This is a genomic window from Burkholderia aenigmatica, from assembly GCF_902499175.1.
In the GTDB taxonomy this organism is placed as follows: Bacteria; Pseudomonadota; Gammaproteobacteria; order Burkholderiales; family Burkholderiaceae; genus Burkholderia; species Burkholderia aenigmatica.
Map to the genome: position 1 here is coordinate 1 of NZ_CABVQC010000100.1, position 22,903 is coordinate 22,903.

Sequence of the window (22,903 nt, forward strand, 5' to 3'; positions counted from 1 at the left end):
TTCCCGTGTGAAAGTAGGTAATCGTCAGGCTCCCTAAGCCAGAAACCCCCGCCCGAAAGGCGGGGGTTTTTGCATTTCGGCGATGGAAATGCGAGCGGGGTTGGGGTAGCGCGCTTCATTCATCACCTCCCTCTGGCCCGCACGCCAGGTCATTCAACTGCCTTCAGCCGCCAAGCCTTATCCCGGAACGAAACCGAACGATTTGATACGATCGAAGTGCCGTCGGCGATTGCACTAGTCGACGTTCATGTTCGAAACAAGGGCTTGATGGAGAGGTCGGGAATGAATATCGGCGATGCATCGCGTGAATCCGGAGTCAGCGCAAAAATGATCCGGTACTACGAACAGGTCGGCCTGCTGGCGCCGAGCAAGCGGACCGATGCCGGCTACCGGATCTACGGAGCGGACGAAATCCATATCCTGCGCTTCATCCGCCAGGCGAGACGCCTTGGCTTTCTCGTCGAGGACATCCGCAAGCTGCTGATGCTTTGGCAAGACCGTTCCCGCGCGAGCGCCGAAGTGAAGTCGATTGCCCTCGAGCACGTGGCCGAACTCGACAAGCGCGTCGCGGAATTGAGCGACATGCGCAACACATTGGCCGATCTCGCTGCGCACTGTCATGGTGACGGGCGGCCCGAATGCCCGATTTTGGCGCGTCTGTCCGACCCCGTCGGTGAACCAAATTAGTGCGCGCACTCGAGGGCCGAAAGAGGTTGCGATTCGGTTTCTATAAAAATCAATGGGTTACGAAAGATCGACGGTCATCCATTCCGATTGGGAATGACTTCCATGCAAGTATTTCACTAGCATCTTGGTGCGGCATCGCTATAATTCGGGATAACCCTATACGGGAAATCCCTGAACACCGATTCACCAGGGGTCCCCCTTCCTTGGAGAATGTCATGATCGCCTACATCGTCGAAAAGCTGAGCAACTGGTTTGAATCCGCAGAACGTGAACGCCGTGAGGCTTACCTCGCCACGTCGTCGGACATCGTCCAGCTCGAGAGCCGCATCCGCTCGCTGGAAACCAACGGCTACTCGCTGTAATCGGAGTCACCGTCAGGTGCCACGTGGCACCGAACGATAAGCAAGCCCCGTATTGACGGGGCTTTGTTTTTTTGTGCACCGGATCTGGCGCAATCGTCAGTGCAGCGCTATGGTATGCACCTGCTTTTCATCCTGAAGGACACGATCATGCGTTTGCGTCTCGATGTGCGTCGAAGTGCCCGCGCGCGTCTCGTTCTGGGCGCGGCGGTGCTTGTCCATGGACTCGCAGCTGCTGCCGCGACATCGTCCAAACCGCTGATTCTCGATACGCAACGCGGTATTCAGGACGGTAAGGGCGGGCTGGTACTGCAGACGGCACCGTTGTCTTCCGAGCCGATCGTCGAGCCGGCAGGCATGCGGGCGCCGGCCGGGCAGGCGCCGAACACGTCGGTTCCGTTGTTCGTTGCGCCGTATATCAATGTCCCCGCGTGGGGTGGACAGCCGGCCAACCAGCCAAGGCTCGCGCCGAGACCGCAGCCGTAGCGCGCGGTCTCGGTCTCCCGTTCAGTTGCCGCGGTGCTCGATCTGGCAGCGGGCGCCGCTGTCCTGTCCCAGCATCTCGACCAGATAGGGCAGCGCCTCGTTCATGCTCTGCGCGAGCGTATACGGCGGATTCAGAATGAACATCCCGCTGCCGTAGAGGCCCAGCCCGTCAGTCGGCGGATTCGACACCGTCAGCGTCAGGTGCAGCCAGTTGTTCGGTTGCAGGCGCTTCAACTGCTCGGGAAAACGCTGCGATTCCGTCCGGGTGACCTGCGGGTACCAGATTGCATAGCAGCCCGTCGCGAAGCGCTTCAGGCACTCCGTCACGCAAGTCACCGTACGCGCGTAGTCCTTCTTGTCCTCGTAGGACGGGTCGATCAGCACGAGTGCGCGTCGCGGCGGCGGCGGCAGCAGTGCCTTGACGCCTTCGAAGCCGTCGCCGGCAAAGATCATCGCGCGTCGCCCCGCGTCGCGGAAATTGTGGCGCAGCACGTCGATTTCCGTCGTGTGCATTTCGAACAGGCGCATGCGGTCCTGCTCGCGCATCGATCGCCATGCGATGTACGGGGAACCCGGGTAGAAGCGCAGTTCACCGTCGTCGTTCAGCGCGCGGACTTCATCGATATAGTCGCCCAGCGCTTCCGGCAGGTTCTTTTCGTTCCACAGCCGGCCGATCCCGGTGTCGAATTCCGACGTCTTCGCCGCGTAGCCGTCGCGCAGCGAGTACACGCCGGCACCTGCATGCGTGTCGATGTACCAGTAGGACTTGTCTTTCTTGTTCAGGTAGCGCAGCAACTGGACGACGACGGCGTGCTTGAGCACGTCCGCGTGGTTGCCGGCGTGAAAACCGTGACGATAACTGAGCATGGCGGGCTGCCTGAAACGAAAGGTGAATCGATGAAAGCGGTCGATCGTGCGCGGCCGTCAGGCCGGGCGCCGATGCGGGCCGCGTATTGTACGCGAGTGGCCGGGCATCGCCTTATTCGTACGCATCGCCGACCACCACCTCGATGCGTTGCTTCACATCCGGCGTCAGCTTCGCGGCAACGTCGAGTGCGCGCATGTTGTCGCCGATCTGCTCGATCCGCGACGCGCCGGTGATGACCGAACTCACGCGGGGATTCGCGAGCACCCATGCGATCGCAAGCTGGCCCGTGCTGCAGCCTAGCTCGGCTGCGATTTCGCCGAGCCGTTCGACGATGTCGTTGGCGGCCTGATCGGTCAGGCGGTCGCGCATCCAGTCGTAACCCTGCAACTGCGCGCGGCTGCCGGGCGGCACGCCGTTACGGTACTTGCCGGTGAGCAGGCCCGATGCCAGCGGGCTCCAGGTTGTGAGGCCGAGACCGTAGTCGTCGTACAGCCGCGCATATTCCTGTTCGACTCGCGTGCGGTGGAACAGGTTGTACTGCGGCTGCTCGACGACCGGCTTGTGAAGGTGATGCCGTTCGGCGATTTCGCACGCGGCCCGGATCTCGTCGGCGCGCCATTCCGACGTGCCCCAGTACAGCGCCTTGCCGCGGACGATCATGTCGCTCATCGCCCAGACGGTTTCCTCGATCGGCGTGTTCGGATCGGGGCGATGGCAATAGACGAGGTCGACATAGTCGAGTTGCAGCCGGCGCAGCGAGCCGTCGATGGCGTTCAGCAGGTATTTCCGGTTCAGCGTGTGATACTGGTTCGGCGCTTCGGCGAGCCCCCAGAAGAACTTCGTGGACACGATGTAGCTGACGCGTGGCCAGTCGAGCGACTTGAGCGCGTGGCCCATGATTTCCTCGGACTTGCCGCCGGCGTAGACCTCGGCGTTGTCGAAGAAATTGACACCCGCGTCGCGCGCCGCAGCCAGGCATTCGCGCGCGATCCGCTGGTCGACCTGGTTGCCGTACGTCACCCACGAACCGAGCGAAAGCTCGCTGATCTGCAGGCCGGAGCGGCCTAGCCGTCGATAGTGCATGCGAATCACCTGCGTGACAGAACCGACCTTAAGCTTAGACGTTTTGCGCGCGAACGGCGGGGCCGATCGTGCACAATGACGGCTGGCCCGCCGGTGCGATCGCGCGACGGTAGCGGATGCGGCGGGCGCTTGTTTTATCGATCCGACAACGGGAGGAGATGGACATGGCAGCAGATCTGAGCGGCAAGACCGCAGTCGTCACGGGCGCCGCGAGCGGCATCGGCAAGGAAATCGCACTCGAGCTCGCAAAGGCGGGCGCGGCGGTCGCGATCGCCGACCTGAACCAGGACGGCGCGAACGCGGTTGCCGACGAGATCGTCAAGGCGGGCGGCAAGGCGATCGGCGTCGCGATGGACGTGACGAACGAGGAAGCCGTGAACAGCGGGATCGACAAGGTGGCCGAAGTGTTCGGCTCGGTCGACATCCTCGTGTCGAACGCAGGCATCCAGATCGTCAACCCGATCGAGAACTACGCGTTCTCCGACTGGAAGAAGATGCAGGCGATCCACGTCGACGGCGCGTTCCTGACGACCAAGGCTGCGCTCAAGCACATGTACAAGGACGATCGCGGCGGTGTCGTGATCTACATGGGTTCGGTGCACTCGCACGAAGCGTCGCCGCTGAAATCGGCCTACGTGACGGCCAAGCACGGCCTGCTCGGCCTGGCCCGCGTGCTGGCGAAGGAAGGTGCGAAGCACAACGTGCGCTCGCACGTCGTGTGTCCGGGCTTCGTGCGCACGCCGCTGGTCGACAAGCAGATTCCGGAGCAGGCGAAGGAGCTCGGCATCAGCGAGGAGGAAGTGATCAAGAAGGTGATGCTCGGCAACACGGTCGATGGCGTGTTCACGACGGTGCAGGACGTCGCGCAGACGGTGCTGTTCCTGTCGGCCTTCCCGAGCGCCGCGCTCACGGGCCAGTCGGTCGTCGTCAGCCACGGCTGGTTCATGCAGTAACGCACTGCCGCGAGCGGCCGCGATGCGCGCCGCTCGTGCGATGTCGTTACGCCGGCAAGCCGGGCAAAAGGCATAAAAAAACGCGCTCCAGGGAGCGCGTTTTTCGTCTCGGCAGAGTGGGGCAGCGCCGATAACGGCGGCTGCCCGCTCACGCCACGTTACTTCAGGACGGCTGCGACCGCATTGGCGACCGCGTCGAGGTTGCGCGTGTTCAGCGCGGCGACGCAGATCCGGCCCGTGCCGACCGCATAGATGCCGAACTCGTCGCGCAGGCGATCGACTTGCGCCGAGGTCAGGCCCGAATACGAGAACATCCCGCGCTGCTCGTTGATGAAGCTGAAGTCGCGGTCGACGCCGCTTGCCTTCAGGCGCTCGACGAGACCGTTGCGCATCGCACGGATGCGATCGCGCATTTCACCGAGTTCCTGCACCCACGAAGCGTGCAGTTCCGGCGATGCGAGCACCGCGGCGACCACGGCACCACCGTGGGTCGGCGGGTTCGAGTAGTTCGTGCGGATCACGCGCTTCAGTTGCGACAGCACGCGCGTCGCTTCTTCCTTGCTCGACGTGATGATCGACAGTGCGCCGACGCGCTCGCCGTACAGCGAGAACGACTTCGAGAACGACGACGACACGAATGCGTTCAGGTCGGCCGCAGCAAACAGGCGCACGGCGGCAGCATCGGCCTCGATGTTCTCGCCGAAGCCCTGGTAAGCCATGTCGAGGAACGGCACGAGGTTGCGCGCCTTCACGACGTCGACGACCTGTTGCCATTGCGCTTCCGTCAGGTCCACGCCGGTCGGGTTGTGGCAGCACGCGTGCAGCACGACGACCGTGCCTGCCGCGTAGCCGTTCAGTGCCGACAGCATGCCTTCGAAGTTCACGCCGTTGGTGGCGGCGTCGTAGTACGGGTACGCAACGACTTCGAAGCCGGCTGCTTCGAACAGCGCGCGGTGGTTTTCCCAGCTCGGATCGCTGATCGCGACCTTCACGTTCGGGTTCACGGTGCGCAGGAAATCGGCGCCGATCTTCAGCGCGCCCGTGCCGCCCAGTGCCTGGGCCGTGACCACGCGACCTGCTGCGATCAGCGGCGAGTCGTTGCCGAGCAGCAGCTTCTGCACGGCCGCATCGTAGGCAGCAATGCCGTCGATCGGCAGGTAGCCGCGCGGCAGGCCGGCCTCGACACGCACCTTCTCTGCTTCGCGAACCGCGCGCAGCAGCGGAATCTTGCCTTCTTCGTTCGTGTACACACCGACGCCGAGGTTGACCTTGGTCGGACGCGCATCGGCGTTGAAGGCTTCGTTCAGGCCCAGGATCGGGTCGCGGGGAGCAAGCTGGACAGCGGAGAAGAGCGACATGATGATTCGGCAGTAGTGAAAAGAGGGTCAGGCTTTCAACGGGCGGGGCGGGCGCGGTGGACCGCGCGCAGGCAGGCACGACGCCGGAAAGCGCAGCAGCCTGACATTGTAGCGAATTCACGCAGGCGGGGGCGGCGTTTCAGCGGCGAAATTCGGCCGGGAATGGCGATTTCGGACGGTCGTCGCGCGTCAGGAGCCGACAGCAGTTCGCGAGGCCGCGAAGCGCTAGAATGCTTTCTTTGCCCTCGCTCCGGCCGCATTCCATGTCCGAACATAAAGCCGAAACCGGCGACGCGCTCGACGAATCGAAATTCGTGACCTTCGAAGGGTCGCCGTTCCAGCTGTATCAACCGTATCCGCCCGCCGGCGACCAGCCGACCGCGATCGAGACGCTCGTCGAAGGGGTCGAGGATGGTCTCTCGTTCCAGACGCTGCTCGGCGTGACGGGCTCGGGCAAGACCTTCACGATGGCGAACACGATTGCGCGGCTCGGCCGCCCGGCGATCGTGTTCGCGCCGAACAAGACGCTCGCCGCGCAGCTCTACTCGGAATTTCGCGAGTTCTTCCCGCGCAACGCGGTCGAGTACTTCGTCTCGTACTACGACTATTACCAGCCTGAAGCGTACGTGCCGCAGCGCGACCTGTTCATCGAAAAGGACTCGTCGATCAACGAGCATATCGAGCAGATGCGGCTGTCGGCGACGAAGAGCCTGATGGAGCGTCGCGACGTCGTGATCGTTGCGACGGTGTCGGCGATCTACGGTATCGGCAACCCGTCCGAATACCACCAGATGATCCTGACGCTGCGTACCGGCGACAAGCTCGGCCAGCGCGACGTGATCGCACGGCTGATCGCGATGCAGTACACGCGCAACGAGCAGGATTTCCAGCGCGGCACGTTCCGCGTGCGCGGCGACACGATCGACATCTTCCCGGCCGAACACGCGGAGCTGGCCGTGCGCGTCGAACTGTTCGACGACGAGGTCGAGACGCTGCAGCTGTTCGACCCGCTGACCGGCCGCGTGCGGCAGAAGATTCCGCGCTTCACCGTCTATCCGTCGTCGCACTACGTGACGCCGCGCGACACCGTGATGCGCGCGGTCGAGACGATCAAGGACGAACTGCGCGAGCGGCTCGAGTTCTTTCACGGCGACGGCAAGCTCGTCGAGGCGCAGCGCCTCGAGCAGCGTACGCGCTTCGATCTCGAGATGCTCCAGGAGCTCGGCTTCTGCAAGGGCATCGAGAACTACTCGCGGCATTTCTCGGGGGCGGAGCCCGGCGACCCGCCGCCGACCCTCGTCGACTACCTGCCGCCCGATGCGCTGATGCTGCTCGACGAGTCGCACGTGCTGATCGGCCAGCTGAACGGCATGTACAACGGCGACCGCGCGCGCAAGGAAAACCTCGTCAACTACGGGTTCCGGCTGCCGTCCGCGCTCGACAACCGGCCGCTCAAGTTCCCCGAGTTCGAACGCAAGATGCGCCAGGTCGTGTTCGTGTCGGCCACGCCGGCTGATTACGAGCAGCGCGTGACCGGGCAGATCGCCGAGCAGGTCGTGCGGCCGACCGGGCTCGTCGATCCGGAAATCGAAGTGCGGCCGGCGAGCTCGCAGGTCGACGACGTGCTGGCCGAGATCAACGAGCGCGTGAAGGCCGAGGAGCGCGTGCTGATCACCGTGCTGACGAAGCGCATGGCCGAGCAACTCACCGAGTTTCTGGCGGACCACGGGGTCAAGGTGCGCTACCTGCACAGCGACATCGATACCGTCGAGCGCGTGGAGATCATCCGCGACCTGCGGCTCGGCACGTTCGACGTGCTGGTCGGGATCAACCTGCTGCGGGAAGGGCTCGACATTCCGGAGGTGTCGCTCGTCGCGATCCTCGACGCGGACAAGGAAGGCTTCCTGCGCGCCGAGCGCTCGCTGATCCAGACGATCGGCCGGGCCGCGCGGAACGTGAACGGCAAGGCGATCCTCTACGCGGACAACATGACCGAGTCGATGAAGCGTGCGATCGGCGAGACCGAGCGGCGCCGTGCGAAGCAGATCGCGCACAACGAAAAGATGGGTATCACGCCGCGCGGCGTGGTGAAGCGCATCAAGGACATCATCGACGGCGTCTACAACGCCGACGAAGCGCGCGCGGAGCTGAAAGAAGCGCAGCAGCGTGCGAAATTCGAGGACATGTCGGAGAAGCAGCTGGCGAAGGAAATCAAGCGCCTCGAAAAGCAGATGGCCGACTACGCGAAGAACCTCGAGTTCGAGAAGGCCGCCGCGACCCGCGACCAGCTCGCGCTGCTGCGCGAGCGCGTGTTCGGCGCAAACGTCGGCGATCACGTCAGCGGCGGTCGGTAAATCTTTCAAAGCGTCACCGAAACGTGCCGGTAATCGAGCTGTAAGCCTTGTCGGATCAGGGGTTTACGCGGTGCCTCGTTTGTTCCGGAACAGGATCGGTGCTAAACTCCGCAATTATTGAGAATAGTTCGCATTAACGTTATTCGTCGCGTTAGTGTTTCCAGCGGGGCGCCCGGCGGGTGGCCCGCACGGTGTCAGATCAAATAACAAGGAGTGTCCATGTTGGGTTCTTCGTTCATCCGCACGTCGGTTGCGGTAGCGGCGGCGCTTGCCGCGACGTCGGCCTTGGCTGCCGAATATCCGATCGGCAAGCAGCAGATCCAGGGCGGCATGGAAATCGGCGCGGTGTACCTGCAGCCGATCACGATGGACCCGGAAGGGATGATGCGCAAGGCGTCGGATTCCGACATCCACCTCGAGGCCGACATCCATGCGGTCAAGAACAACCCGACGGGTTTCGCGGAAGGCGACTGGATGCCGTACCTGCAGGTCACGTACAAGCTGACGAAGCAGGGCGACACGAAGTGGAAGGCGGAAGGCGACCTGATGGGCATGGTCGCGAGCGACGGCCCGCACTACGGCGACAACGTGAAGCTGTCTGGCCCGGGCAAGTACCACCTGACGATGACCGTCAAGCCGCCGATGCAGTCGGGCCACATGGCGTTCGGCCGTCACATCGACAAGGAAACGGGTGTGGGCGCATGGTTCAAGCCCATCACCCTCGAGTACGACTTCCCGTTCGCCGGTATCGGCAAGAAGGGCGGTTACTGATCGGTGGCATCACGGACGGCGCGCTTCGGCGCGCCGTCGGCGTAGAGAACCCAGAATGAAAATTCCCCAGAAAGTCTTTGCCGCAGCCGCTGCGTTGTGGCTTGCCGGCGCAGCGTACGCTGCCGATCTGCCGACGTTCAAGCTCGAGATGACGGACGGCAAGCTCAACCCCGCTCGCATCGAAGTGCCGGCCGGGCAGCGTTTCAAGATCGAGATCAAGAACACCGGCAAGGGCGCCGCCGAATTCGAGAGCGTGCAACTGCGCAAGGAAAAGGTGCTCGCGCCGGGCGCCGATTCGTTCGTGGTCGTCGCGCCGTTGTCGCCGGGCGAATACAAGTTTTTCGACGATTTCCACCAGCAGGCACAGGGCGTGATCGTCGCGAAGTAACGCGTTTTATCTGCGCGCAGGCCCACCTGCCCGGTGTACCGCGCGTCAGGAGGTATCGATGGGTCAGATCTTGTTCATCGTCTGGCGGGAGAGCGTCGAAGCGCTGCTCGTCGTCGGCATTCTCTACGCATGGCTGAAAAACGGCGACGACGACGCGCGCCGCGGCCTGCCTTTTCTCTGGGCCGGCGTCGGTGTCGGTCTGCTGATGGCGGTCGGCCTCGGCGCAGCGCTGGTCGGTTTCACCGAAGTGCTGTCCGGCGACGCGCAGGATTACTTCCAGACCGCCATGGTGCTGATCGCATGCGTGCTGATCGTGCAGATGGTGCTGTGGATGCGCAGCCACGGCCGCACGCTGAAGCGCGACATGGAGCAATCGCTGCAGCAGAGCACGCGCGATTCGAACTGGTGGGGCGTCGCGGTGCTGGTCGCGCTCGCGATCGCGCGCGAAGGCAGCGAGACGGTGATCTTCCTGTACGGCCTCGGTTTCGGCCAGTCGGGCCACGTCGACGGCAGCCAGATGCTCGCGGTCGTGATCGGCCTCGGCCTCGCATTCCTGACGTTCTATCTGCTGCAACTCGGCGGCAAGTATTTCTCGTGGCGGCACTTCTTCCGCGTCACCGAAGTGATGCTGCTGTTCCTCGGCGCGGGCCTGTTCCAGACCGGCGTCGACAAGCTGATCGACAAGGAAATCCTGCCGCTCGGCATTTCGCAGGTGTGGGATACGTCGTCGATTCTCGATGACTCCAGCACGTTCGGCTCGCTCGTCGCGACGCTGACGGGCTATCGCGCGCATCCGGCGCTGACCAACCTGGTTGCCTATGCGGTGTACTGGGCCGTCGTCTGGCTGTTGATGAAGCGCGCGAGCCGCCGTCCGGCTGTCGCCGCGGGCCGCGCGGCATGAACGTTGCCGCCGCAACCAAGCCGGGTTGGCTCGCGCAGGCGGGCCAGTGGATGCAGCGCCACGGCGCGGTGATCCGTGGCATCCAGTGGGTCGTCGTCGCCGTCTATGCGTTCCTGATCATTGTGCCGGCGGTGCTGCCGCTGCCGGACGATTCCGCGCACCTGTGGAACAACCTCACGCTGATCGCGCAGTTCGTGTTCTGGGGCATCTGGTGGCCGTTCGTGCTGCTGTCGATGGTGATGCTTGGCCGCGTCTGGTGCGGCGTGCTGTGTCCGGAAGGTGCGCTCACCGAATTCGCGAGCAAGTTCGGCCGCGGTCGCGCGATTCCGCGCTGGATGCGGTGGGGCGGCTGGCCGTTCGTCGCGTTCGGGCTCACGACGATCTACGGGCAGATGGTCAGCGTGTACCAGTACCCACTCGCGGTGCTGTTCGTGCTCGGCGGCTCGACCGTCGGTGCGATCGTGATCGGTGTGCTGTACGGCCGCGAGAAGCGCGTGTGGTGCAAGTATCTGTGCCCGGTCAACGGCGTGTTCGGGCTGCTCGCGCGGCTTGCGCCGATGCGCTACAAGGTCGACGAGGATGCGTGGCGCCGTTCGTACAAGAACGGCGAGCATGGCCATCGCGTGATTCCGATCAACTGCGCGCCGCTCGTACCGTTGCGCAACATGAAGGGCGCGGCGGACTGCCATATGTGCGGCCGCTGCAGCGGGCACCGCGATGCGATCTCGCTGTCGTTGCGCTCGCCGTCCGACGAAGTCGTGAACCTCGGCGCGCAGCAGGCGAACCCGTGGGACACCGCGCTGATCCTGTACGGCCTGCTCGGCGTCGCGATCGGTGCATTCCACTGGACCGCCAGCCCGTGGTTCGTGCAGATCAAGCAATGGCTCGCGGGCTGGCTGATCGACCATGACATCACGTGGCCGCTCGAAACCAACGCACCGTGGTTCCTGCTCACGCATTACCCGGATCGCAACGACGTGTTTTCTTGGCTCGACGGCGGGCTCGTCGTCAGCTACATCGTCGGCACGGGGCTCGTGTACGGCACGACGCTGCTCGTGCTGCTGGCCGGTGCCACGCGGATGCTCGGCCGCTTCGATCGCGTGCGGCTCCATCATCTCGCGCAGGCGCTGATTCCGATCGCGGGAGCGGGTGTGTTCCTCGGGCTGTCGGCGACGACGCTGTCGCTGCTGCGTGCCGAGCATGTGCCGCTCGGCTGGGCCACGGACGTGCGTATCGCGATCCTGGTCGGCGCCAACGCGTGGAGCGCGTGGCTCGCGTGGAAGGTGACGGGGCGTTATGCGGCCTGGCCGCGCCGGCTTGCCGCCTTTGCGTGGTTCGCGGCAGCGCTGGCCGTCACCGACAGTGCGTGGTGGCTGATGTTCTGGGGGTTCTGAGCGGCGTTTGCGCTACCCGGGGCCATCCCTACACGGAGCAGGGCGGAAGGCGATCCATCGGGATGCATTGAAGTAACCGCGAACGGCAGGTCGAACACATCGACGCCACCCAAACAAAAAAGCGACACGTCCTTCGACGTGTCGCTTTTTTTCTTCCAGGCGTGAGAACCAAAAAAAGTGGCTTGGCTTGCTGCAACGGCTGCTTGAGTGTGTTTGCACGAAGGGGTCTAGATCTCGCGTGCAAGCCGTTACGCTGGCTACTGCCCAACACCTCTCAGGGAGGTGGTCCCCACAATACTCGGTCGTTACTTCGTCAGGATCAGCTTGCCGAGCCGCGTGGCGCGCAACTGATAGGTCTCTCCGTTATGCGCGATGCTGACGTGGCTTTGGCCTTGCAGCAGCGCATCGCTGCTGACGACCCGCGTGCCTGCATCGCGGTTGCCGGCGGGTGTCGCCGGCGTGGTGACCGCTGCCGTCTTCTGACGGCTGCTGCCTGTGGTGCCGGTCGTGCGGCGCAGGGTCAGCGTGGTCGGGCGCATGGTGTCGGTCATTCGGTTGATCGGTGACTGTCGATACGATGGAATGAATTCTAAATGATAACCATTCCCATTCGCAAAAACTCTTTATCGATCGAAATGGCAAATCTGATAGCTTGAATCAAAGGGGCGGCCCGCAGGCCGCCACCGGGTTCAGTGCAGCGGATCGGGATCCTTGCGGCCCTGCGCGTACTCGCGGATCAGGCGGACCGTATCGATATCCGACGTGCGGTACGCCTCCTTGACGATCCCGTGCGTCTGACGCGCGTCTTCGCTGTCGTCCGTGACGACCAGCGTCGTGCGGTATTCGAAACGCAGGAACAGTTCGTGGTCGTCGCGCTCCTCGATCGACATCGTCAGCGAGCCGCCGATCTCGCCGTCGGCGGCGAGGATGTCGTAGCGAACCTGCTGGTTCGGCGTGAACGTGACGTGGTCGCGCACGGTCGCGTGACCATAGTGCAGCTCACGTTCGAGCGTCGTGTCCGTCCGTTCGTGGACGACGCAGCTGTCGAGGCCGAGCACGAACAGTTGCGGCTGTTCGGCACGCAACACGAGACCTTCCCAGAGCTGGTCGCGGGTGAGGGTCGGCACGGCCGGATCGTCGGAGTTGATCTGGATCAGGTGTTCGAAGTTCAAGGGGGCAGGTTCCTTCTGGTGGCCGGCGGCCACATGGTTCAAGAAGTCATTGTGACGCAAAACGCGCGGTTTCGCGGCACCTGCGTCCCCATTCGGGCGTCACGCTTCGATGCGACCCATGCGGCCGGTCTGGTAGTCGACGACGGCCTGCCGGATCTCTTCCTCGGTATTCATCACGAACGGGCCGTAGCGCACGATCGGCTCGTTGAGCGGCACGCCGCCGATCAGCAGCAGGTCGAGCGGCGTATCGCCGGCCGCGAACGTGACGGTGTCGCCGTCGCAGCCGTAGACGATCATATGTTGTGAGTCGACAGCCTGCCTGTCGGGCCCGTAGAGGCCCGTTCCGTCGATCGGATAGGCGAACACGCGATAGCCGGCCGGCACGGGCTGCGTGACCGTTGCGCCCGGTTCCAGCGTGAAATGCTGATAGAGGATCGGCGTGCGTGTCTCGATCACGGCTTGGACACCGAATGCCTCGCCGGCGATCACGCGCACGCGCGCGCGGCCGTCCGGCGACGTCGCGGTCGGGATGCGGCTGGCGGAAATTTCCTGGTAGCGCGGCGCGATCAGCTTGTCGCGGCGCGGCAGGTTGACCCACAGCTGGAAGCCGTGCGAACGGCCGCCCGCCTGCGCGAACGCGGGATCCGGCATTTCGCTGTGCACGACGCCGGCGCCGGCCGTCATCCACTGCACGTCGCCGGGGCCGAGCGCGCCCGCGTGGCCGGCCGAGTCGTGATGGCGATAGTGCCCGTCGAGCACGTAGGTCACGGTCTCGAAGCCGCGATGCGGGTGGGCCGGCGCGCCGCGGGCTTCGCCGGGCGCATAGTCGACCGGTCCCATTTCATCGAGCAGCAGGAACGGATCGAAATCCATCAGCAGCCGGGTCGGGAACGGGCGGTGAACCACGAAGCCGCCGCCTTCTGTCGTGCGAAGCGCGGGGTACGTGCGGTCAAGCGAGCGAGCGGTCGTCATTTGGATTCCCTCGAAATGATCGGAATAGCGTTATTTTTGAAACATGGCGCTATTATATTGGGCGTTTTACCGTTCGATTCGCGACGGTTCGCAATGGATTGTTCTGAAATTGGAACGATGAGATGAATATCGATGCACATAACCTGAACGACCTCATGTACTTTTCGCAGGTCGTCGAACATGGCGGTTTCTCGGCTGCGGAGCGCGTGCTGGGCATCTCGAAATCGCGCCTGTCGCGGCGCCTGACCGAACTCGAGGCGGCGCTCGGCGTGCGCCTGCTGCAGCGTTCTACACGCAAGCTCGCGCTGACCGAGGCAGGGGAGCTGTTCTACCAGCATTGCCAGGCGATGCTGGCAGAAGCGCAGGCGGCGATGAATGCGGTCCAGCAGTTGCGCTCATCGCCGCGCGGCTCGGTACGCGTCAGCGTGCCCGTGACGCTGTCGCAGACGATGCTGTCGCGCATCCTGCCCGAATTCCTGCGCCGCTATCCCGAGGTGAAGGTGCACGTGCGCGTGACGAATCGCGTGATCGACCTGTTCGAGGATTCGATCGACGTCGCGTTGCGCGTGCGCTCGGAGCCGCCGCAGAACGCGAACATCGTCGTGCGGCCGCTGTGGCGCACCGAGCAGATGCTGGTCGGCGCGCCGAGCCTGCTGAGCCAGAATGCGCCGCCGCTGGTGCCGGACGACCTGACCGGATTCGAGACGCTCGATACACCGAGCGTCGACGGGCGGCACGTGTTCAACCTGATCGCGCCGGACGGTACGCGTCACGTGCACGAGCACGACCCGCGGCTCGTGACGGCCGACCTGATGACGATCCGCGAAGCCGTGCTCGATGGGCTCGGCATCGCGGCACTGCCGGAGATGATGTACGGCAACGCGCTGCGCGCGGGGCAACTGTCGCCCGTGATGCCGGGCTGGACGCTGCCGGTGCCGCAACTGTACGCGGTGTTCGTGTCGCGGCAGGGGATGCCGCCCGCGGTGCGAGCGTTCGTCGACTATCTGGTCGAGAAGCTCGATCACGGCGCCTACCAGGCTCCGGGGTGCCCGGAGCGTGCGAAGAAGGAAGCGGCGGCCGATGCTTCGGCGACCTGAACACGACGTGCACGACGAGGCAAATTTGTTTTGTCATTGAAGCGTCGCCTGCAATCGCAAGTTTCAATCGCCGGAACCTTGAATGCGCGTGCGTGCGGGCCTATATTGAAATCCCATTTCGTGAAGGAAGTTCGGAGCGAAATCAGGTGGCCGCATATATTGCGAGCCAGATAGGGCAGAACGCGCAGTCCGTGCAGACCACGGCAGAGTCGCATTTGCGTTGCTCGAGGCGCAACCGATACCGCCAAAGAGCCCGCCGCCCGAAGGCGCCCGCGTGCGCATGAAAAAAGGCCTTCATCTGGCGATGAAGGCCTTTTACTTTGTGCGGCCGACGAGGTGCGGCCGGCGCGTCGGATCGCGCGTGCGTTACTTCGCTTTCGCAGTCGGTTCCGTCACGAAGCCGAGCTTCGTCAGGCCGCCTGCCTGCGCATCCGACATCACTTCGGCGACGTGTTCGTAAGCGACCTTGCGGTCCGCACGCAGGTGCAACTCCGGTTGCGGCGTGCGCTTTGCCGCTTCCGCGATGCGCGCCTGCAATTGTTCGCGCGTGACCGTGTGGTCGTCCCACAGGATCGTACCGTCGCCCTGGATCGCGACGTCGACCGTCTGCGGCTTTTCGTCGACGGGCTGGCTGCTGGCGTGCGGCAGGTCGATCTTCACCGCATGCTGCATCGCCGGGATCGTCACGAGGAAAATGATCAGGAGTACGAGCATGACGTCGACGAGCGGTGTCATGTTGATCTCGCTCATCACGGCATCGTCGTCATCGTCGCTGAAACCGGTGTTCATTGCCATGGTTCACCCCGTCTCAGCTGGCGCGCGTCGCGAGACGCAGGCCGTCGCGCGTCGACGACGACGCGAGGCTCGCGCCCGTCACGAAGTACGCGTGCAGGCCGTGCGCGAAGCGGCGCAGCTTGCTGACGACACCCTTGTTCGCGCGGGTCAGTGCGTTGTAGCCGAGCACGGCCGGGATCGCGACGAACAGGCCGAACGCGGTCATGATCAGCGACTCGCCGACCGGGCCCGCAACCTGGTCGATCGACGTCTGGCCGGTTGCGCCGATCGCGAGCAGCGCGTGGTAGATCCCCCAGACCGTACCGAACAGGCCGACGAACGGCGCCGTGCTGCCGACCGACGCGAGGATCGCGAGGCCGCTCTGCATGCGCGAGATGCCTTCGTCCATCGTGTCCTTCAGGCAGCGCGTGACCCAGTCCGACACGTCCATGCGGTCGTGCAGGTGCGGCTGCGTCTGGTGGTGGTGATCGGCGGCTTCCTTGCCCGACAGTGCGAGCGCGAGGAACGGGTTGTCGTTCGGCGTCGATGCGGCGAGCCCGAGCTTCTTGATGCCGTCGTCGAAATTGTCCGAATGCCAGAACGCCTGTTCGGCGTTCTTCGTCAGGCGGTTCAGGCGGATCACGTTCCAGCCCTTGATGACGATCACGATCCACGACAGGACCGACATCACGAGCAGCGTGATCGCAATGGCGCGCGTGACGAAATCACCTTGCGCCCAAACGTGCGCGATACCGTAGCTTTGCATTTTCTTGTTTCCTTTGAATCTACCGAATATGACGGGTTAGTCGTCAAGCGTGAAGTTGAAGGGCAGCGTATGAGCAGCGCGGATCGCCTGGCCGTTCTCGAGATACGGCGGGCAGGTGCTGGCGCGCGTCGCCTCGAGGGCGGCTTCGTCGAGACGCGGGTAGCCGCTGCTCTTCTGCAGCTGGACGCTTTCGATCTTGCCCGTCACGCCGATGATGAAGTGAACATAGGCCGTGCCCGTTTCGCCGCGACGGCGAGACATCGACGGATAGGTGGGCTTCACGAAATTGCAGCTGAGCGCCGATACGTTCTTCGGCGCGCTGACCTGCATCGTCTCGCGAGCCGGGCCGGGCGCAGCAGCCGGTGCAGCAGGTGCCGGCGCAGCGGGAGCCGGTGTCGGATCGACGGCGGCCGGCGCGGGTGTCGGCGACGGTGCCTGCGAGACCGGCTGAGGCGTCGGAACCGCCTTCTGTACCGGTTTCGGCTCGACCTTAGGCTTCACGCGCGGCGTGGGCTTGGGCGGTGTAGGCTGCTGCGCGGCCGACTGGACCGCGACCGGCTGGGCAGGCGGCGCAGGTGGAATGAGCTGCGCGGTGATCGACTGAACCTCGATCTCCTTCGGCGGTGGCGGCGCGTTGCGATGGAGCCAGGCGGCCGTCAGCATGATCGCATGTGCGGCAAGCACACCGACCGCGACGACGATCACACGGGAATTCATACGTGGTGCAGCCGGCATGGCGCCGGCAGGAGCGAGATGCGAAGCCTGCATGTTAGCTTGAAAGAACGATGTCGCACCCGGGGCGCGGCGGGTGAATCGGCATCACTTGCGGAAGATCAGCAGCGAGATGCAAACGGTGGTCACAAATCCGATCAGCAATTCCATGACAGGCTCCTTGGCAGGTAGGCCGCTGGCTCGCGCAGACGGTGGCTTGCTGACGGTTGAAACAAAAAATGCGGCCTGGGCCGCATGCGCACACTCGGTGCCGGTCACGCGGCCTTGCGTTCGTAGAACGTGACCGGGATCGGGTGAGCGTGATGCTCGACACCGCACTGGCTTGCGCAAACGCCGTGTTCGGCCATGAGGTCGCGTACGGACTCCTCGCACTTGCCGCAGCACGTGGCCACGCCGAGCTCGAACTGGAGTTCATCGAAAGAGTTCACGCCCTCAGCGAGGGACGCGCGAATCTTGCGATCGGAAACAGACTTGCACACGCAGACGATCATGATGAGTTGCGATAGCTAACGGTAATGCGAATTATTATCATTAAATTTGCGGACGTTGACAAGCCTGGGGCGGGCTTTTTTTAAGGTCATCAGACCCTTGAAGTGGCGAAGCGGTAGGGTGGCGCGCCGAAGAGGGCGTGCCGGCCCGTGTCAGGCGGTCGCGCAGGCGCGCGCGTTCGGCGAGGAAATGGTGACGGATTCGACTGGCGCAGTAAGGCCGAGCAGTGTCGACGCGAGTACCTGCAGTTGGCGGCCGTCGCTGGTCGAGCAGAAGCGGGGTGGCGCCGCGCGCGTGCCGGCGGGCGCGCGCAGGTTGCGCTCGTCGAGCACCCGCATGAGCTGGCGCGCGATGGCGTCGCTGGTGTCGACGATCGTCAGGCGGTCGCCCACAAGGTCACGAATCGTTTCCGTGAAGAACGGGTAATGCGTGCAGCCGAGTACCAGCGTATCGGCGCCGTCGTCGAGCATCGGCTGCAGGTAGCTGTCGAGCAACGCACGCAATGCGGGCGAATTCGTGTCGCCGCGCTCGATGGCTTCGACGAGCCCGTGGCCGGGCTGGCAGATGAAGCGGCGGCCGGCGCCGTAGCGGTCGAGCAGCGCCTGGAAGCGCGGGCTGTTCAGTGTCGACTGGGTGGCGAGGACACCCGCGATGCCGCTCGCGGACACGGCGGCGGCCGGCTTGATGCCCGGCTCGACGCCGACCAGTGGCATCGACAGGCGTTCGCGGATCGCGGCGATCGCGCGCGCGGTCGCGGTGTTGCAGGCGATGACGAGCGCTTTCGCCCCTTCGCGGGCGAGCCACTCGCCGATTGCCAGCGTGCGTTCCGTAATGAACGCCTCGTCGCGCGGACCATACGGCGCATGGTGCGAATCGGCGACGTAGATGAACGATTCGTCGGGCAGTTGCGCGCGCACGGCGCGCAGCACCGACAGGCCGCCCAGCCCAGAATCGAAGATGCCGACGGGGGCGACGGTCGAGGCCGTCGCTGCGATAACGGAGGGTGTCGACATGAACGGGCTGGGGGCGATAACGGGAAGTGTGGAGAGAGTTTACTCCGCCGAACCCATCATCGTTTGCTGGTAGTTCTGCAGGCCGACCTTGCCGATCAGGTCGATCTGCGTTTCCAGCCAGTCGATGTGCTCTTCGGTGTCGTCGAGGATCTTTTCGAAGATCTCGCGCGACACGTAGTCACGCACCGATTCGCAGTAGGCGATCGCTTCCTTGCAGGTGGACTGCGAGATCTGCTCGAGCTTCAGGTCGCACTTCAGGATCTCTTCGGTTTCCTCGCCGACGAGCAGCTTGTGCAGATCCTGCAGGTTCGGCAGGCCGTCGAGCATGAATACGCGCTCGATCAGCCAGTCGGCGTGCTTCATTTCGCCGATCGACTCGTCGTACTCGTGCTTGCCGAGCTTCTCGAGGCCCCAGTGCTTGTACATGCGCGCATGCAGGAAGTACTGGTTGATCGCCGTGAGTTCGTTCTTCAACTGGGCGTTCAGATATTCGATGACTTTCTTGTCGCCTTGCATGGCTGTTCCTTGTTCAGTGGGGCTTCAGAAACCGAACGATAATCGCTCGAACGAGAAAAGCCAAGCCTCGAACCCTTGTCTGGCCTGCCTTTTGCATGTAATGAGAATCAGCCTTGAGTAACCGGCCGTGCTCAATAATGAGAATGAGAAGTAAAAAGGCCGGACGTCCGTCCGGCCTTTCGTTCGATCGCGCTTAAGCGGCTGCGACCGGGATCTTGCCGATCTTGGCCTGCCATTCCTTCGGGCCGGTCTGGTGCACCGACGTGCCCGACGAATCGACCGCCACCGTCACCGGCATGTCCTGCACGTCGAACTCGTAGATCGCTTCCATGCCGAGGTCTTCGAACGCGAGCACCTTCGCGCCGCGGATCGCCTTCGACACGAGGTACGCCGCACCGCCGACCGCCATCAGGTAGGCCGCCTTGTGCTTCTTGATCGCGTCGATCGCGACCGGGCCGCGCTCGGCCTTGCCGACCATCGAGATCAGGCCGGTTTGCGCGAGCATCGTCTCGGTGAACTTGTCCATGCGGGTGGCCGTCGTCGGGCCGGCCGGGCCGACCACTTCGTCGCGCACCGGATCGACCGGGCCGACGTAGTAGATCACGCGGTTCGTGAAGTCGACCGGCAGCTTCTCGCCCTTCGCGAGCATGTCGGCGATGCGCTTGTGCGCGGCGTCGCGGCCGGTGAGCATCTTGCCCGACAGCAGCAGCGTCTGGCCCGGTGCCCAGCTCGCGACTTCTTCCGGCGTCAGCGTGTTCAGGTCGACGCGTTTGCTGGTTTCCGTGTTCGGTTCCCACTGGACCTTCGGCCATGCGTCGAGCGACGGCGCTTCAAGCTTGGCCGGGCCCGAACCGTCGAGCACGAAGTGCGCGTGGCGCGTCGCCGCGCAGTTCGGGATCAGCGCGACCGGCTTCGATGCCGCGTGCGTCGGTGCGGCCATGATCTTTACGTCGAGCACGGTGGCCAGGCCGCCGAGGCCCTGTGCGCCGATGCCGAGCGCGTTGACCTTCTCGTGCAGTTCGACGCGCAGTTCCTCGACCCAGTCCTTCGGGCCGCGCGCGATGATTTCCTGGATGTCGATCGGCTCCATCAGCGATTCCTTCGCCATCAGCATCGCCTTTTCGGCCGTGCCGCCGATGCCGATCCCGAGCATGCCGGGCGGGCACCAGCCTGCGCCCATCGTCGGCACCGTCTTCAGCACCCAGTCGACGATCGAGTCGGACGGGTTCAGCATCACGAACTTCGACTTGTTTTCCGAGCCGCCGCCCTTCGCCGCGACCTGCACGTCGACCTTGTCGCCCGGCACGATCTCGTAGTGGATCACGGCCGGCGTGTTGTCCTTCGTGTTCTTGCGGGCGCCTTCCGGCGGATTGACGATCGACGCGCGCAGCACGTTGTCCGGGTGGGTGTAACCGCGGCGCACACCTTCGTTGATCATGTCGGTGAGGCCCATCGTCGCGCCGTCCCAGCGCACGTCCATGCCGACCTTCACGAAGATCGTGACGATGCCGGTGTCCTGGCAGATCGGGCGCTTGCCTTCCGCGCACATGCGGCTGTTCGTGAGGATCTGCGCGATCGCGTCCTTCGCGGCCGGGCTCTCTTCCAGCTCGTACGCGCGGCCGAGGGCCTGGATGTAGTCGAGCGGATGGTAGTAGCTGATGTACTGCAGCGAATCCGCGATGCTCTGGATCAGGTCTTCCTGTTTGATGACGGTCATGGCTGAGACTCTGTGGGGACAGTGGGGAATGCGTTTATGCGTTGGCGGCTGCTTCGGCCGGCTTGCGGGACACGGCGGCTACGGGCGCGTGCGTCTCGTGGAAATGGGCCGGGTGCGTGTGCGTCGTCAGGCGGTCGACCCACGCCATCACGAGCGCCGACACCAGGAACGACACGTGGATGATCACCTGCCACATGATCGCGTGCATCGTGTGCTGATCGGGGTTGATGAACGTCTTCAGCAGGTGGATCGACGAAATGCTGATCAGCGCCATCGACAGCTTGACCTTCAGCACACCCGCGTTCACGTGGTCGAGCCACTCGGGCTCGTCGGGGTGGCCCTCGATGCCGAGGCGCGACACGAACGTTTCGTAACCGCCGACGATCACCATGATCAGCAGGTTCGAGATCATCACCACGTCGATCAGGCCGAGCACCGCGAGCATCACGCTGATTTCGTCGAGGCTGGCCGCATGCGACAGCAGGTGCCAGACTTCCTTCAGAAACAGGAACACATAGACGGCCTGCGCAACGATCAGACCGAGGTAAAGCGGAACCTGGAGCCAGCGGCTCATGAAAATCAGCGCGGGAAGCGGGCGAAGCGGGCGACGCGCGGGGCGGCCGGGCGAATGCGGGGCAGACATGGTGGAAAGTCGGGCGCGGTGCGCAGGTATCGGGGGTAATCTTGAAAAGGCGCGCTATTGTAACGCGTCGGCCGGCGCGACTGCAGTGACGCGCCGGCATTGCCAGGGACGGATCAGGAGGCGGCCGCCGGCACGCGTTTCACGCGCAGGCTCGCCAGCACGATACCGGTGACGACACACGCGAGCGCGATGCCGTGTGCGAGCGTCGGGCGCTCGCCGAGGAACGCGATGCCATACGCGGCCGCGGCGACCGGCAGCACCGCGCTGAACACGCCGGCGAGGCTGCCCGGCACGTGGCGGATACCCTTCATCCACAGCCAGAACGAGAAGATGCTGGCCGACAGGCCGTACCAGACGACGAGCGCCCAGGTGCCGACCGGCACGCTCGCGTAATCGAAATGCCACATGGCCGATGCGCCGAGCGGCAGCATCAGGCACAGGCCGAACAGGTGCGTGTACGCGCAGATGTCGATCGGCGCGAGTGTCTGCGTGAGGCGGCGCGACAGGATCACGTAGATCGATTCGCAGCACACCGCGCCGAGGATCAGCAGGTTGCCGGTCAGCGAAGACGATGCGCCATGCCCGGTTGCGCTACCGTTCGCGAGGTTGATCGTCACGACGCCGGCGATCGCGAGCGCGATCGATACGAGCGCACGGCCGTTCGGTTTTTCGCGCAGGATCAGCCACGCGAACAGCGCGACGATCGCCGGGATCGTGCTCGTGATCACGCCGGCCGCGACCGCGCTCGTGCGCTGCACGCCGTTCAGCATCAGCAGCGTGAACATGAAGGTGCCGAAGAATGCCTGCAGGAACAGGTTCAGCCATTCGCCGCGTTTGACCGTGCGCATCTTCACCGGGCTGAACAGCGGCCACAGCACGGCGATCGCGATTACGAAGCGCAGCGTGGCGAGGATGGCGACGGGAACGAAGACGACGATCGATTTGCCGATACCGACATTGCTGCCGACGAACAGCATCGACAGCACGAGAAAGAAAGCGTAGCGATTCAAGCTGGAATCCGGAAGGCGAGTTCAGTTACGATTGTAGGGTCGCGCTCGTTGCAGCGTAAAGCTACAAGCAGCGCCGCCCGGCGGGCGAAACGGCCGTGCCGCGTAAGTGACGGGTAAGTTGGAACGCTTATTGTGGAAACGGTCGTGTCGTCCGGTCGCCATCGTGCGGTATGGTGCGGCGCAGCATCGCGCAGGAGCCTTCGGGCCGTGCGTGAGTGGTGGGTAGGAGACAGCGGCGCGCATGCGCCGGCCAAGACGCGCGGCGCGCACGATCGCGCCGCCATGCAGAGGATTCATGTTCACCAAGGGGTAGTCGATGTCTGCGATTGAATCGGTTCTTCACGAAACCCGCCAGTTTGCGCCGCCCGCGGCGCTCGAGCAGGCGGCGACCATTTCCGGC

26 protein-coding genes are annotated in these 22,903 nt (G+C 64.1%); 10 read left to right on the plus strand and 16 right to left on the minus strand.

Going from position 1 to position 22,903, the window contains the following annotated elements:
* Window positions 1–282: 282 nt before the first annotated feature.
* The 3 genes from cueR to BDO18943_RS39725 all read left to right on the plus strand — a co-directional run bounded on the left by cueR (window position 283) and on the right by BDO18943_RS39725 (window position 1,532).
* Complete coding sequence (gene cueR / locus BDO18943_RS39715; protein ID WP_175026437.1) at window positions 283–687, plus strand: Cu(I)-responsive transcriptional regulator; 405 nt, start codon at window positions 283–285, stop codon at window positions 685–687.
* Between the two features lie 215 nt (window positions 688–902).
* Window positions 903–1,049: a DUF3563 family protein gene (locus tag BDO18943_RS39720; RefSeq protein ID WP_006478295.1), complete on the plus strand. Its 147-nt coding sequence runs from the start codon at window positions 903–905 to the stop codon at window positions 1,047–1,049.
* Between the two features lie 114 nt (window positions 1,050–1,163).
* Window positions 1,164–1,532: a hypothetical protein gene (locus BDO18943_RS39725; RefSeq protein ID WP_175026438.1), complete on the plus strand. Its 369-nt coding sequence runs from the start codon at window positions 1,164–1,166 to the stop codon at window positions 1,530–1,532.
* Between the two features lie 21 nt (window positions 1,533–1,553).
* Here the strand turns inward: BDO18943_RS39725 and BDO18943_RS39730 are convergent, their stop codons facing one another.
* Window positions 1,554–2,399, minus strand: coding sequence for a 23S rRNA (adenine(2030)-N(6))-methyltransferase RlmJ (locus BDO18943_RS39730; RefSeq protein WP_175026439.1), 846 nt, complete (start codon window positions 2,397–2,399; stop codon window positions 1,554–1,556).
* A 112-nt stretch (window positions 2,400–2,511) separates the two neighbouring features.
* On the minus strand, window positions 2,512–3,483 hold the full coding sequence (locus BDO18943_RS39735; RefSeq protein WP_175026440.1) for a potassium channel beta subunit family protein: 972 nt from the start codon (window positions 3,481–3,483) through the stop codon (window positions 2,512–2,514).
* 164 nt (window positions 3,484–3,647) lie between these two features.
* On the opposite strand from BDO18943_RS39735, the gene BDO18943_RS39740 reads away from it, so the two are divergent.
* Window positions 3,648–4,436: a 3-hydroxybutyrate dehydrogenase gene (locus BDO18943_RS39740; RefSeq protein ID WP_175026441.1), complete on the plus strand. Its 789-nt coding sequence runs from the start codon at window positions 3,648–3,650 to the stop codon at window positions 4,434–4,436.
* A gap of 158 nt (window positions 4,437–4,594) precedes the next feature.
* Here BDO18943_RS39740 and BDO18943_RS39745 read toward each other — a convergent pair whose 3' ends face one another.
* Window positions 4,595–5,794 (minus strand): amino acid aminotransferase, encoded by a 1,200-nt coding sequence (locus tag BDO18943_RS39745; RefSeq protein ID WP_043188767.1) that lies wholly within the window; start codon window positions 5,792–5,794, stop codon window positions 4,595–4,597.
* 263 nt (window positions 5,795–6,057) lie between these two features.
* Between BDO18943_RS39745 and uvrB the strand changes: the two genes are divergently transcribed.
* From uvrB to BDO18943_RS39770, 5 genes are all read left to right on the plus strand, one after another.
* Entirely contained in the window at window positions 6,058–8,148 is a 2,091-nt protein-coding gene (gene uvrB / locus BDO18943_RS39750) for an excinuclease ABC subunit UvrB (protein ID WP_175026442.1), read from the plus strand.
* 219 nt (window positions 8,149–8,367) lie between these two features.
* Entirely contained in the window at window positions 8,368–8,919 is a 552-nt protein-coding gene (locus BDO18943_RS39755) for an iron transporter (protein WP_175026443.1), read from the plus strand.
* A gap of 55 nt (window positions 8,920–8,974) precedes the next feature.
* Entirely contained in the window at window positions 8,975–9,307 is a 333-nt protein-coding gene (locus BDO18943_RS39760; RefSeq protein WP_174941706.1) for a cupredoxin domain-containing protein, read from the plus strand.
* Window positions 9,308–9,365: 58 nt separating this feature from the next.
* Entirely contained in the window at window positions 9,366–10,208 is an 843-nt protein-coding gene (locus BDO18943_RS39765) for an FTR1 family iron permease (protein ID WP_175026444.1), read from the plus strand.
* Complete coding sequence (locus tag BDO18943_RS39770) at window positions 10,205–11,602, plus strand: 4Fe-4S binding protein (protein ID WP_175026445.1); 1,398 nt, start codon at window positions 10,205–10,207, stop codon at window positions 11,600–11,602. The genes BDO18943_RS39765 and BDO18943_RS39770 overlap by 4 nt, the downstream gene beginning before the upstream one ends.
* Window positions 11,603–11,907: 305 nt before the next feature.
* On the opposite strand, the gene hemP is transcribed toward BDO18943_RS39770, so the two are convergent.
* The 3 genes from hemP to BDO18943_RS39785 all read right to left on the minus strand — a co-directional run bounded on the left by hemP (window position 11,908) and on the right by BDO18943_RS39785 (window position 13,746).
* Window positions 11,908–12,153 carry a hemin uptake protein HemP gene (hemP, locus tag BDO18943_RS39775; protein ID WP_175026446.1) on the minus strand — a complete coding sequence of 82 codons (246 nt, stop codon included), beginning with the start codon at window positions 12,151–12,153 and terminating at the stop codon, window positions 11,908–11,910.
* A gap of 138 nt (window positions 12,154–12,291) precedes the next feature.
* Window positions 12,292–12,774: an SRPBCC family protein gene (locus tag BDO18943_RS39780; protein ID WP_175026447.1), complete on the minus strand. Its 483-nt coding sequence runs from the start codon at window positions 12,772–12,774 to the stop codon at window positions 12,292–12,294.
* A gap of 99 nt (window positions 12,775–12,873) precedes the next feature.
* The gene (locus BDO18943_RS39785) at window positions 12,874–13,746 is read right to left on the minus strand and encodes a pirin family protein (protein WP_175026448.1); all 873 of its coding nucleotides are present in this window, start codon (window positions 13,744–13,746) and stop codon (window positions 12,874–12,876) included.
* A 122-nt stretch (window positions 13,747–13,868) separates the two neighbouring features.
* Here BDO18943_RS39785 and BDO18943_RS39790 point away from each other — a divergent pair, with 122 nt between their 5' ends.
* The gene (locus BDO18943_RS39790; RefSeq protein WP_175026449.1) at window positions 13,869–14,843 is read left to right on the plus strand and encodes a LysR family transcriptional regulator; all 975 of its coding nucleotides are present in this window, start codon (window positions 13,869–13,871) and stop codon (window positions 14,841–14,843) included.
* A 366-nt stretch (window positions 14,844–15,209) separates the two neighbouring features.
* On the opposite strand, the gene BDO18943_RS39795 is transcribed toward BDO18943_RS39790, so the two are convergent.
* The 10 genes from BDO18943_RS39795 to BDO18943_RS39840 form a co-directional block, all read right to left on the minus strand.
* Window positions 15,210–15,638, minus strand: coding sequence for an ExbD/TolR family protein (locus tag BDO18943_RS39795; RefSeq protein WP_089450934.1), 429 nt, complete (start codon window positions 15,636–15,638; stop codon window positions 15,210–15,212).
* Window positions 15,639–15,651: 13 nt separating this feature from the next.
* Complete coding sequence (locus BDO18943_RS39800) at window positions 15,652–16,383, minus strand: MotA/TolQ/ExbB proton channel family protein (protein ID WP_043188744.1); 732 nt, start codon at window positions 16,381–16,383, stop codon at window positions 15,652–15,654.
* 36 nt (window positions 16,384–16,419) lie between these two features.
* A complete protein-coding gene (locus tag BDO18943_RS39805; protein ID WP_175026450.1) occupies window positions 16,420–17,151 on the minus strand; it encodes an energy transducer TonB in 732 nt (243 codons plus the stop codon).
* A gap of 51 nt (window positions 17,152–17,202) precedes the next feature.
* Window positions 17,203–17,373: a hypothetical protein gene (locus BDO18943_RS39810; protein ID WP_155292061.1), complete on the minus strand. Its 171-nt coding sequence runs from the start codon at window positions 17,371–17,373 to the stop codon at window positions 17,203–17,205.
* Window positions 17,370–17,606 (minus strand): (2Fe-2S)-binding protein, encoded by a 237-nt coding sequence (locus tag BDO18943_RS39815; protein ID WP_043188741.1) that lies wholly within the window; start codon window positions 17,604–17,606, stop codon window positions 17,370–17,372. The genes BDO18943_RS39810 and BDO18943_RS39815 overlap by 4 nt, the downstream gene beginning before the upstream one ends.
* 150 nt (window positions 17,607–17,756) lie before the next feature.
* Window positions 17,757–18,617, minus strand: coding sequence for a glutamate racemase (gene murI, locus BDO18943_RS39820; RefSeq protein WP_043188740.1), 861 nt, complete (start codon window positions 18,615–18,617; stop codon window positions 17,757–17,759).
* Window positions 18,618–18,656: 39 nt separating this feature from the next.
* Entirely contained in the window at window positions 18,657–19,133 is a 477-nt protein-coding gene (gene bfr, locus BDO18943_RS39825) for a bacterioferritin (protein WP_043188739.1), read from the minus strand.
* A 193-nt stretch (window positions 19,134–19,326) separates the two neighbouring features.
* Window positions 19,327–20,850: a fumarate hydratase gene (locus BDO18943_RS39830; protein WP_043188737.1), complete on the minus strand. Its 1,524-nt coding sequence runs from the start codon at window positions 20,848–20,850 to the stop codon at window positions 19,327–19,329.
* Between the two features lie 34 nt (window positions 20,851–20,884).
* Entirely contained in the window at window positions 20,885–21,493 is a 609-nt protein-coding gene (locus BDO18943_RS39835; RefSeq protein WP_043188735.1) for a TIGR00645 family protein, read from the minus strand.
* A 113-nt stretch (window positions 21,494–21,606) separates the two neighbouring features.
* Window positions 21,607–22,503, minus strand: coding sequence for a DMT family transporter (locus tag BDO18943_RS39840; RefSeq protein ID WP_175026451.1), 897 nt, complete (start codon window positions 22,501–22,503; stop codon window positions 21,607–21,609).
* Window positions 22,504–22,903: the final 400 nt, after the last annotated feature.

What these genes read in the sequence shown, in the direction of transcription:
- cueR (WP_175026437.1), top strand. Translation starts at nt 283, where the DNA reads ATGAATATCGGCGATGCATCGCGTGAATCCGGAGTCAGCGCAAAAATG.
- BDO18943_RS39720 (WP_006478295.1), top strand. Translation starts at nt 903, where the DNA reads ATGATCGCCTACATCGTCGAAAAGCTGAGCAACTGGTTTGAATCCGCA.
- BDO18943_RS39725 (WP_175026438.1), top strand. Translation starts at nt 1,164, where the DNA reads ATGCACCTGCTTTTCATCCTGAAGGACACGATCATGCGTTTGCGTCTC.
- BDO18943_RS39730 (WP_175026439.1), bottom strand. Translation starts at nt 2,399, where the DNA reads ATGCTCAGTTATCGTCACGGTTTTCACGCCGGCAACCACGCGGACGTG.
- BDO18943_RS39735 (WP_175026440.1), bottom strand. Translation starts at nt 3,483, where the DNA reads ATGCACTATCGACGGCTAGGCCGCTCCGGCCTGCAGATCAGCGAGCTT.
- BDO18943_RS39740 (WP_175026441.1), top strand. Translation starts at nt 3,648, where the DNA reads ATGGCAGCAGATCTGAGCGGCAAGACCGCAGTCGTCACGGGCGCCGCG.
- BDO18943_RS39745 (WP_043188767.1), bottom strand. Translation starts at nt 5,794, where the DNA reads ATGTCGCTCTTCTCCGCTGTCCAGCTTGCTCCCCGCGACCCGATCCTG.
- uvrB (WP_175026442.1), top strand. Translation starts at nt 6,058, where the DNA reads ATGTCCGAACATAAAGCCGAAACCGGCGACGCGCTCGACGAATCGAAA.
- BDO18943_RS39755 (WP_175026443.1), top strand. Translation starts at nt 8,368, where the DNA reads ATGTTGGGTTCTTCGTTCATCCGCACGTCGGTTGCGGTAGCGGCGGCG.
- BDO18943_RS39760 (WP_174941706.1), top strand. Translation starts at nt 8,975, where the DNA reads ATGAAAATTCCCCAGAAAGTCTTTGCCGCAGCCGCTGCGTTGTGGCTT.
- BDO18943_RS39765 (WP_175026444.1), top strand. Translation starts at nt 9,366, where the DNA reads ATGGGTCAGATCTTGTTCATCGTCTGGCGGGAGAGCGTCGAAGCGCTG.
- BDO18943_RS39770 (WP_175026445.1), top strand. Translation starts at nt 10,205, where the DNA reads ATGAACGTTGCCGCCGCAACCAAGCCGGGTTGGCTCGCGCAGGCGGGC.
- hemP (WP_175026446.1), bottom strand. Translation starts at nt 12,153, where the DNA reads ATGACCGACACCATGCGCCCGACCACGCTGACCCTGCGCCGCACGACC.
- BDO18943_RS39785 (WP_175026448.1), bottom strand. Translation starts at nt 13,746, where the DNA reads ATGACGACCGCTCGCTCGCTTGACCGCACGTACCCCGCGCTTCGCACG.
- BDO18943_RS39790 (WP_175026449.1), top strand. Translation starts at nt 13,869, where the DNA reads ATGAATATCGATGCACATAACCTGAACGACCTCATGTACTTTTCGCAG.
- BDO18943_RS39795 (WP_089450934.1), bottom strand. Translation starts at nt 15,638, where the DNA reads ATGGCAATGAACACCGGTTTCAGCGACGATGACGACGATGCCGTGATG.
- BDO18943_RS39800 (WP_043188744.1), bottom strand. Translation starts at nt 16,383, where the DNA reads ATGCAAAGCTACGGTATCGCGCACGTTTGGGCGCAAGGTGATTTCGTC.
- BDO18943_RS39805 (WP_175026450.1), bottom strand. Translation starts at nt 17,151, where the DNA reads ATGCAGGCTTCGCATCTCGCTCCTGCCGGCGCCATGCCGGCTGCACCA.
- BDO18943_RS39815 (WP_043188741.1), bottom strand. Translation starts at nt 17,606, where the DNA reads ATGATCGTCTGCGTGTGCAAGTCTGTTTCCGATCGCAAGATTCGCGCG.
- murI (WP_043188740.1), bottom strand. Translation starts at nt 18,617, where the DNA reads ATGTCGACACCCTCCGTTATCGCAGCGACGGCCTCGACCGTCGCCCCC.
- bfr (WP_043188739.1), bottom strand. Translation starts at nt 19,133, where the DNA reads ATGCAAGGCGACAAGAAAGTCATCGAATATCTGAACGCCCAGTTGAAG.
- BDO18943_RS39830 (WP_043188737.1), bottom strand. Translation starts at nt 20,850, where the DNA reads ATGACCGTCATCAAACAGGAAGACCTGATCCAGAGCATCGCGGATTCG.
- BDO18943_RS39835 (WP_043188735.1), bottom strand. Translation starts at nt 21,493, where the DNA reads ATGTCTGCCCCGCATTCGCCCGGCCGCCCCGCGCGTCGCCCGCTTCGC.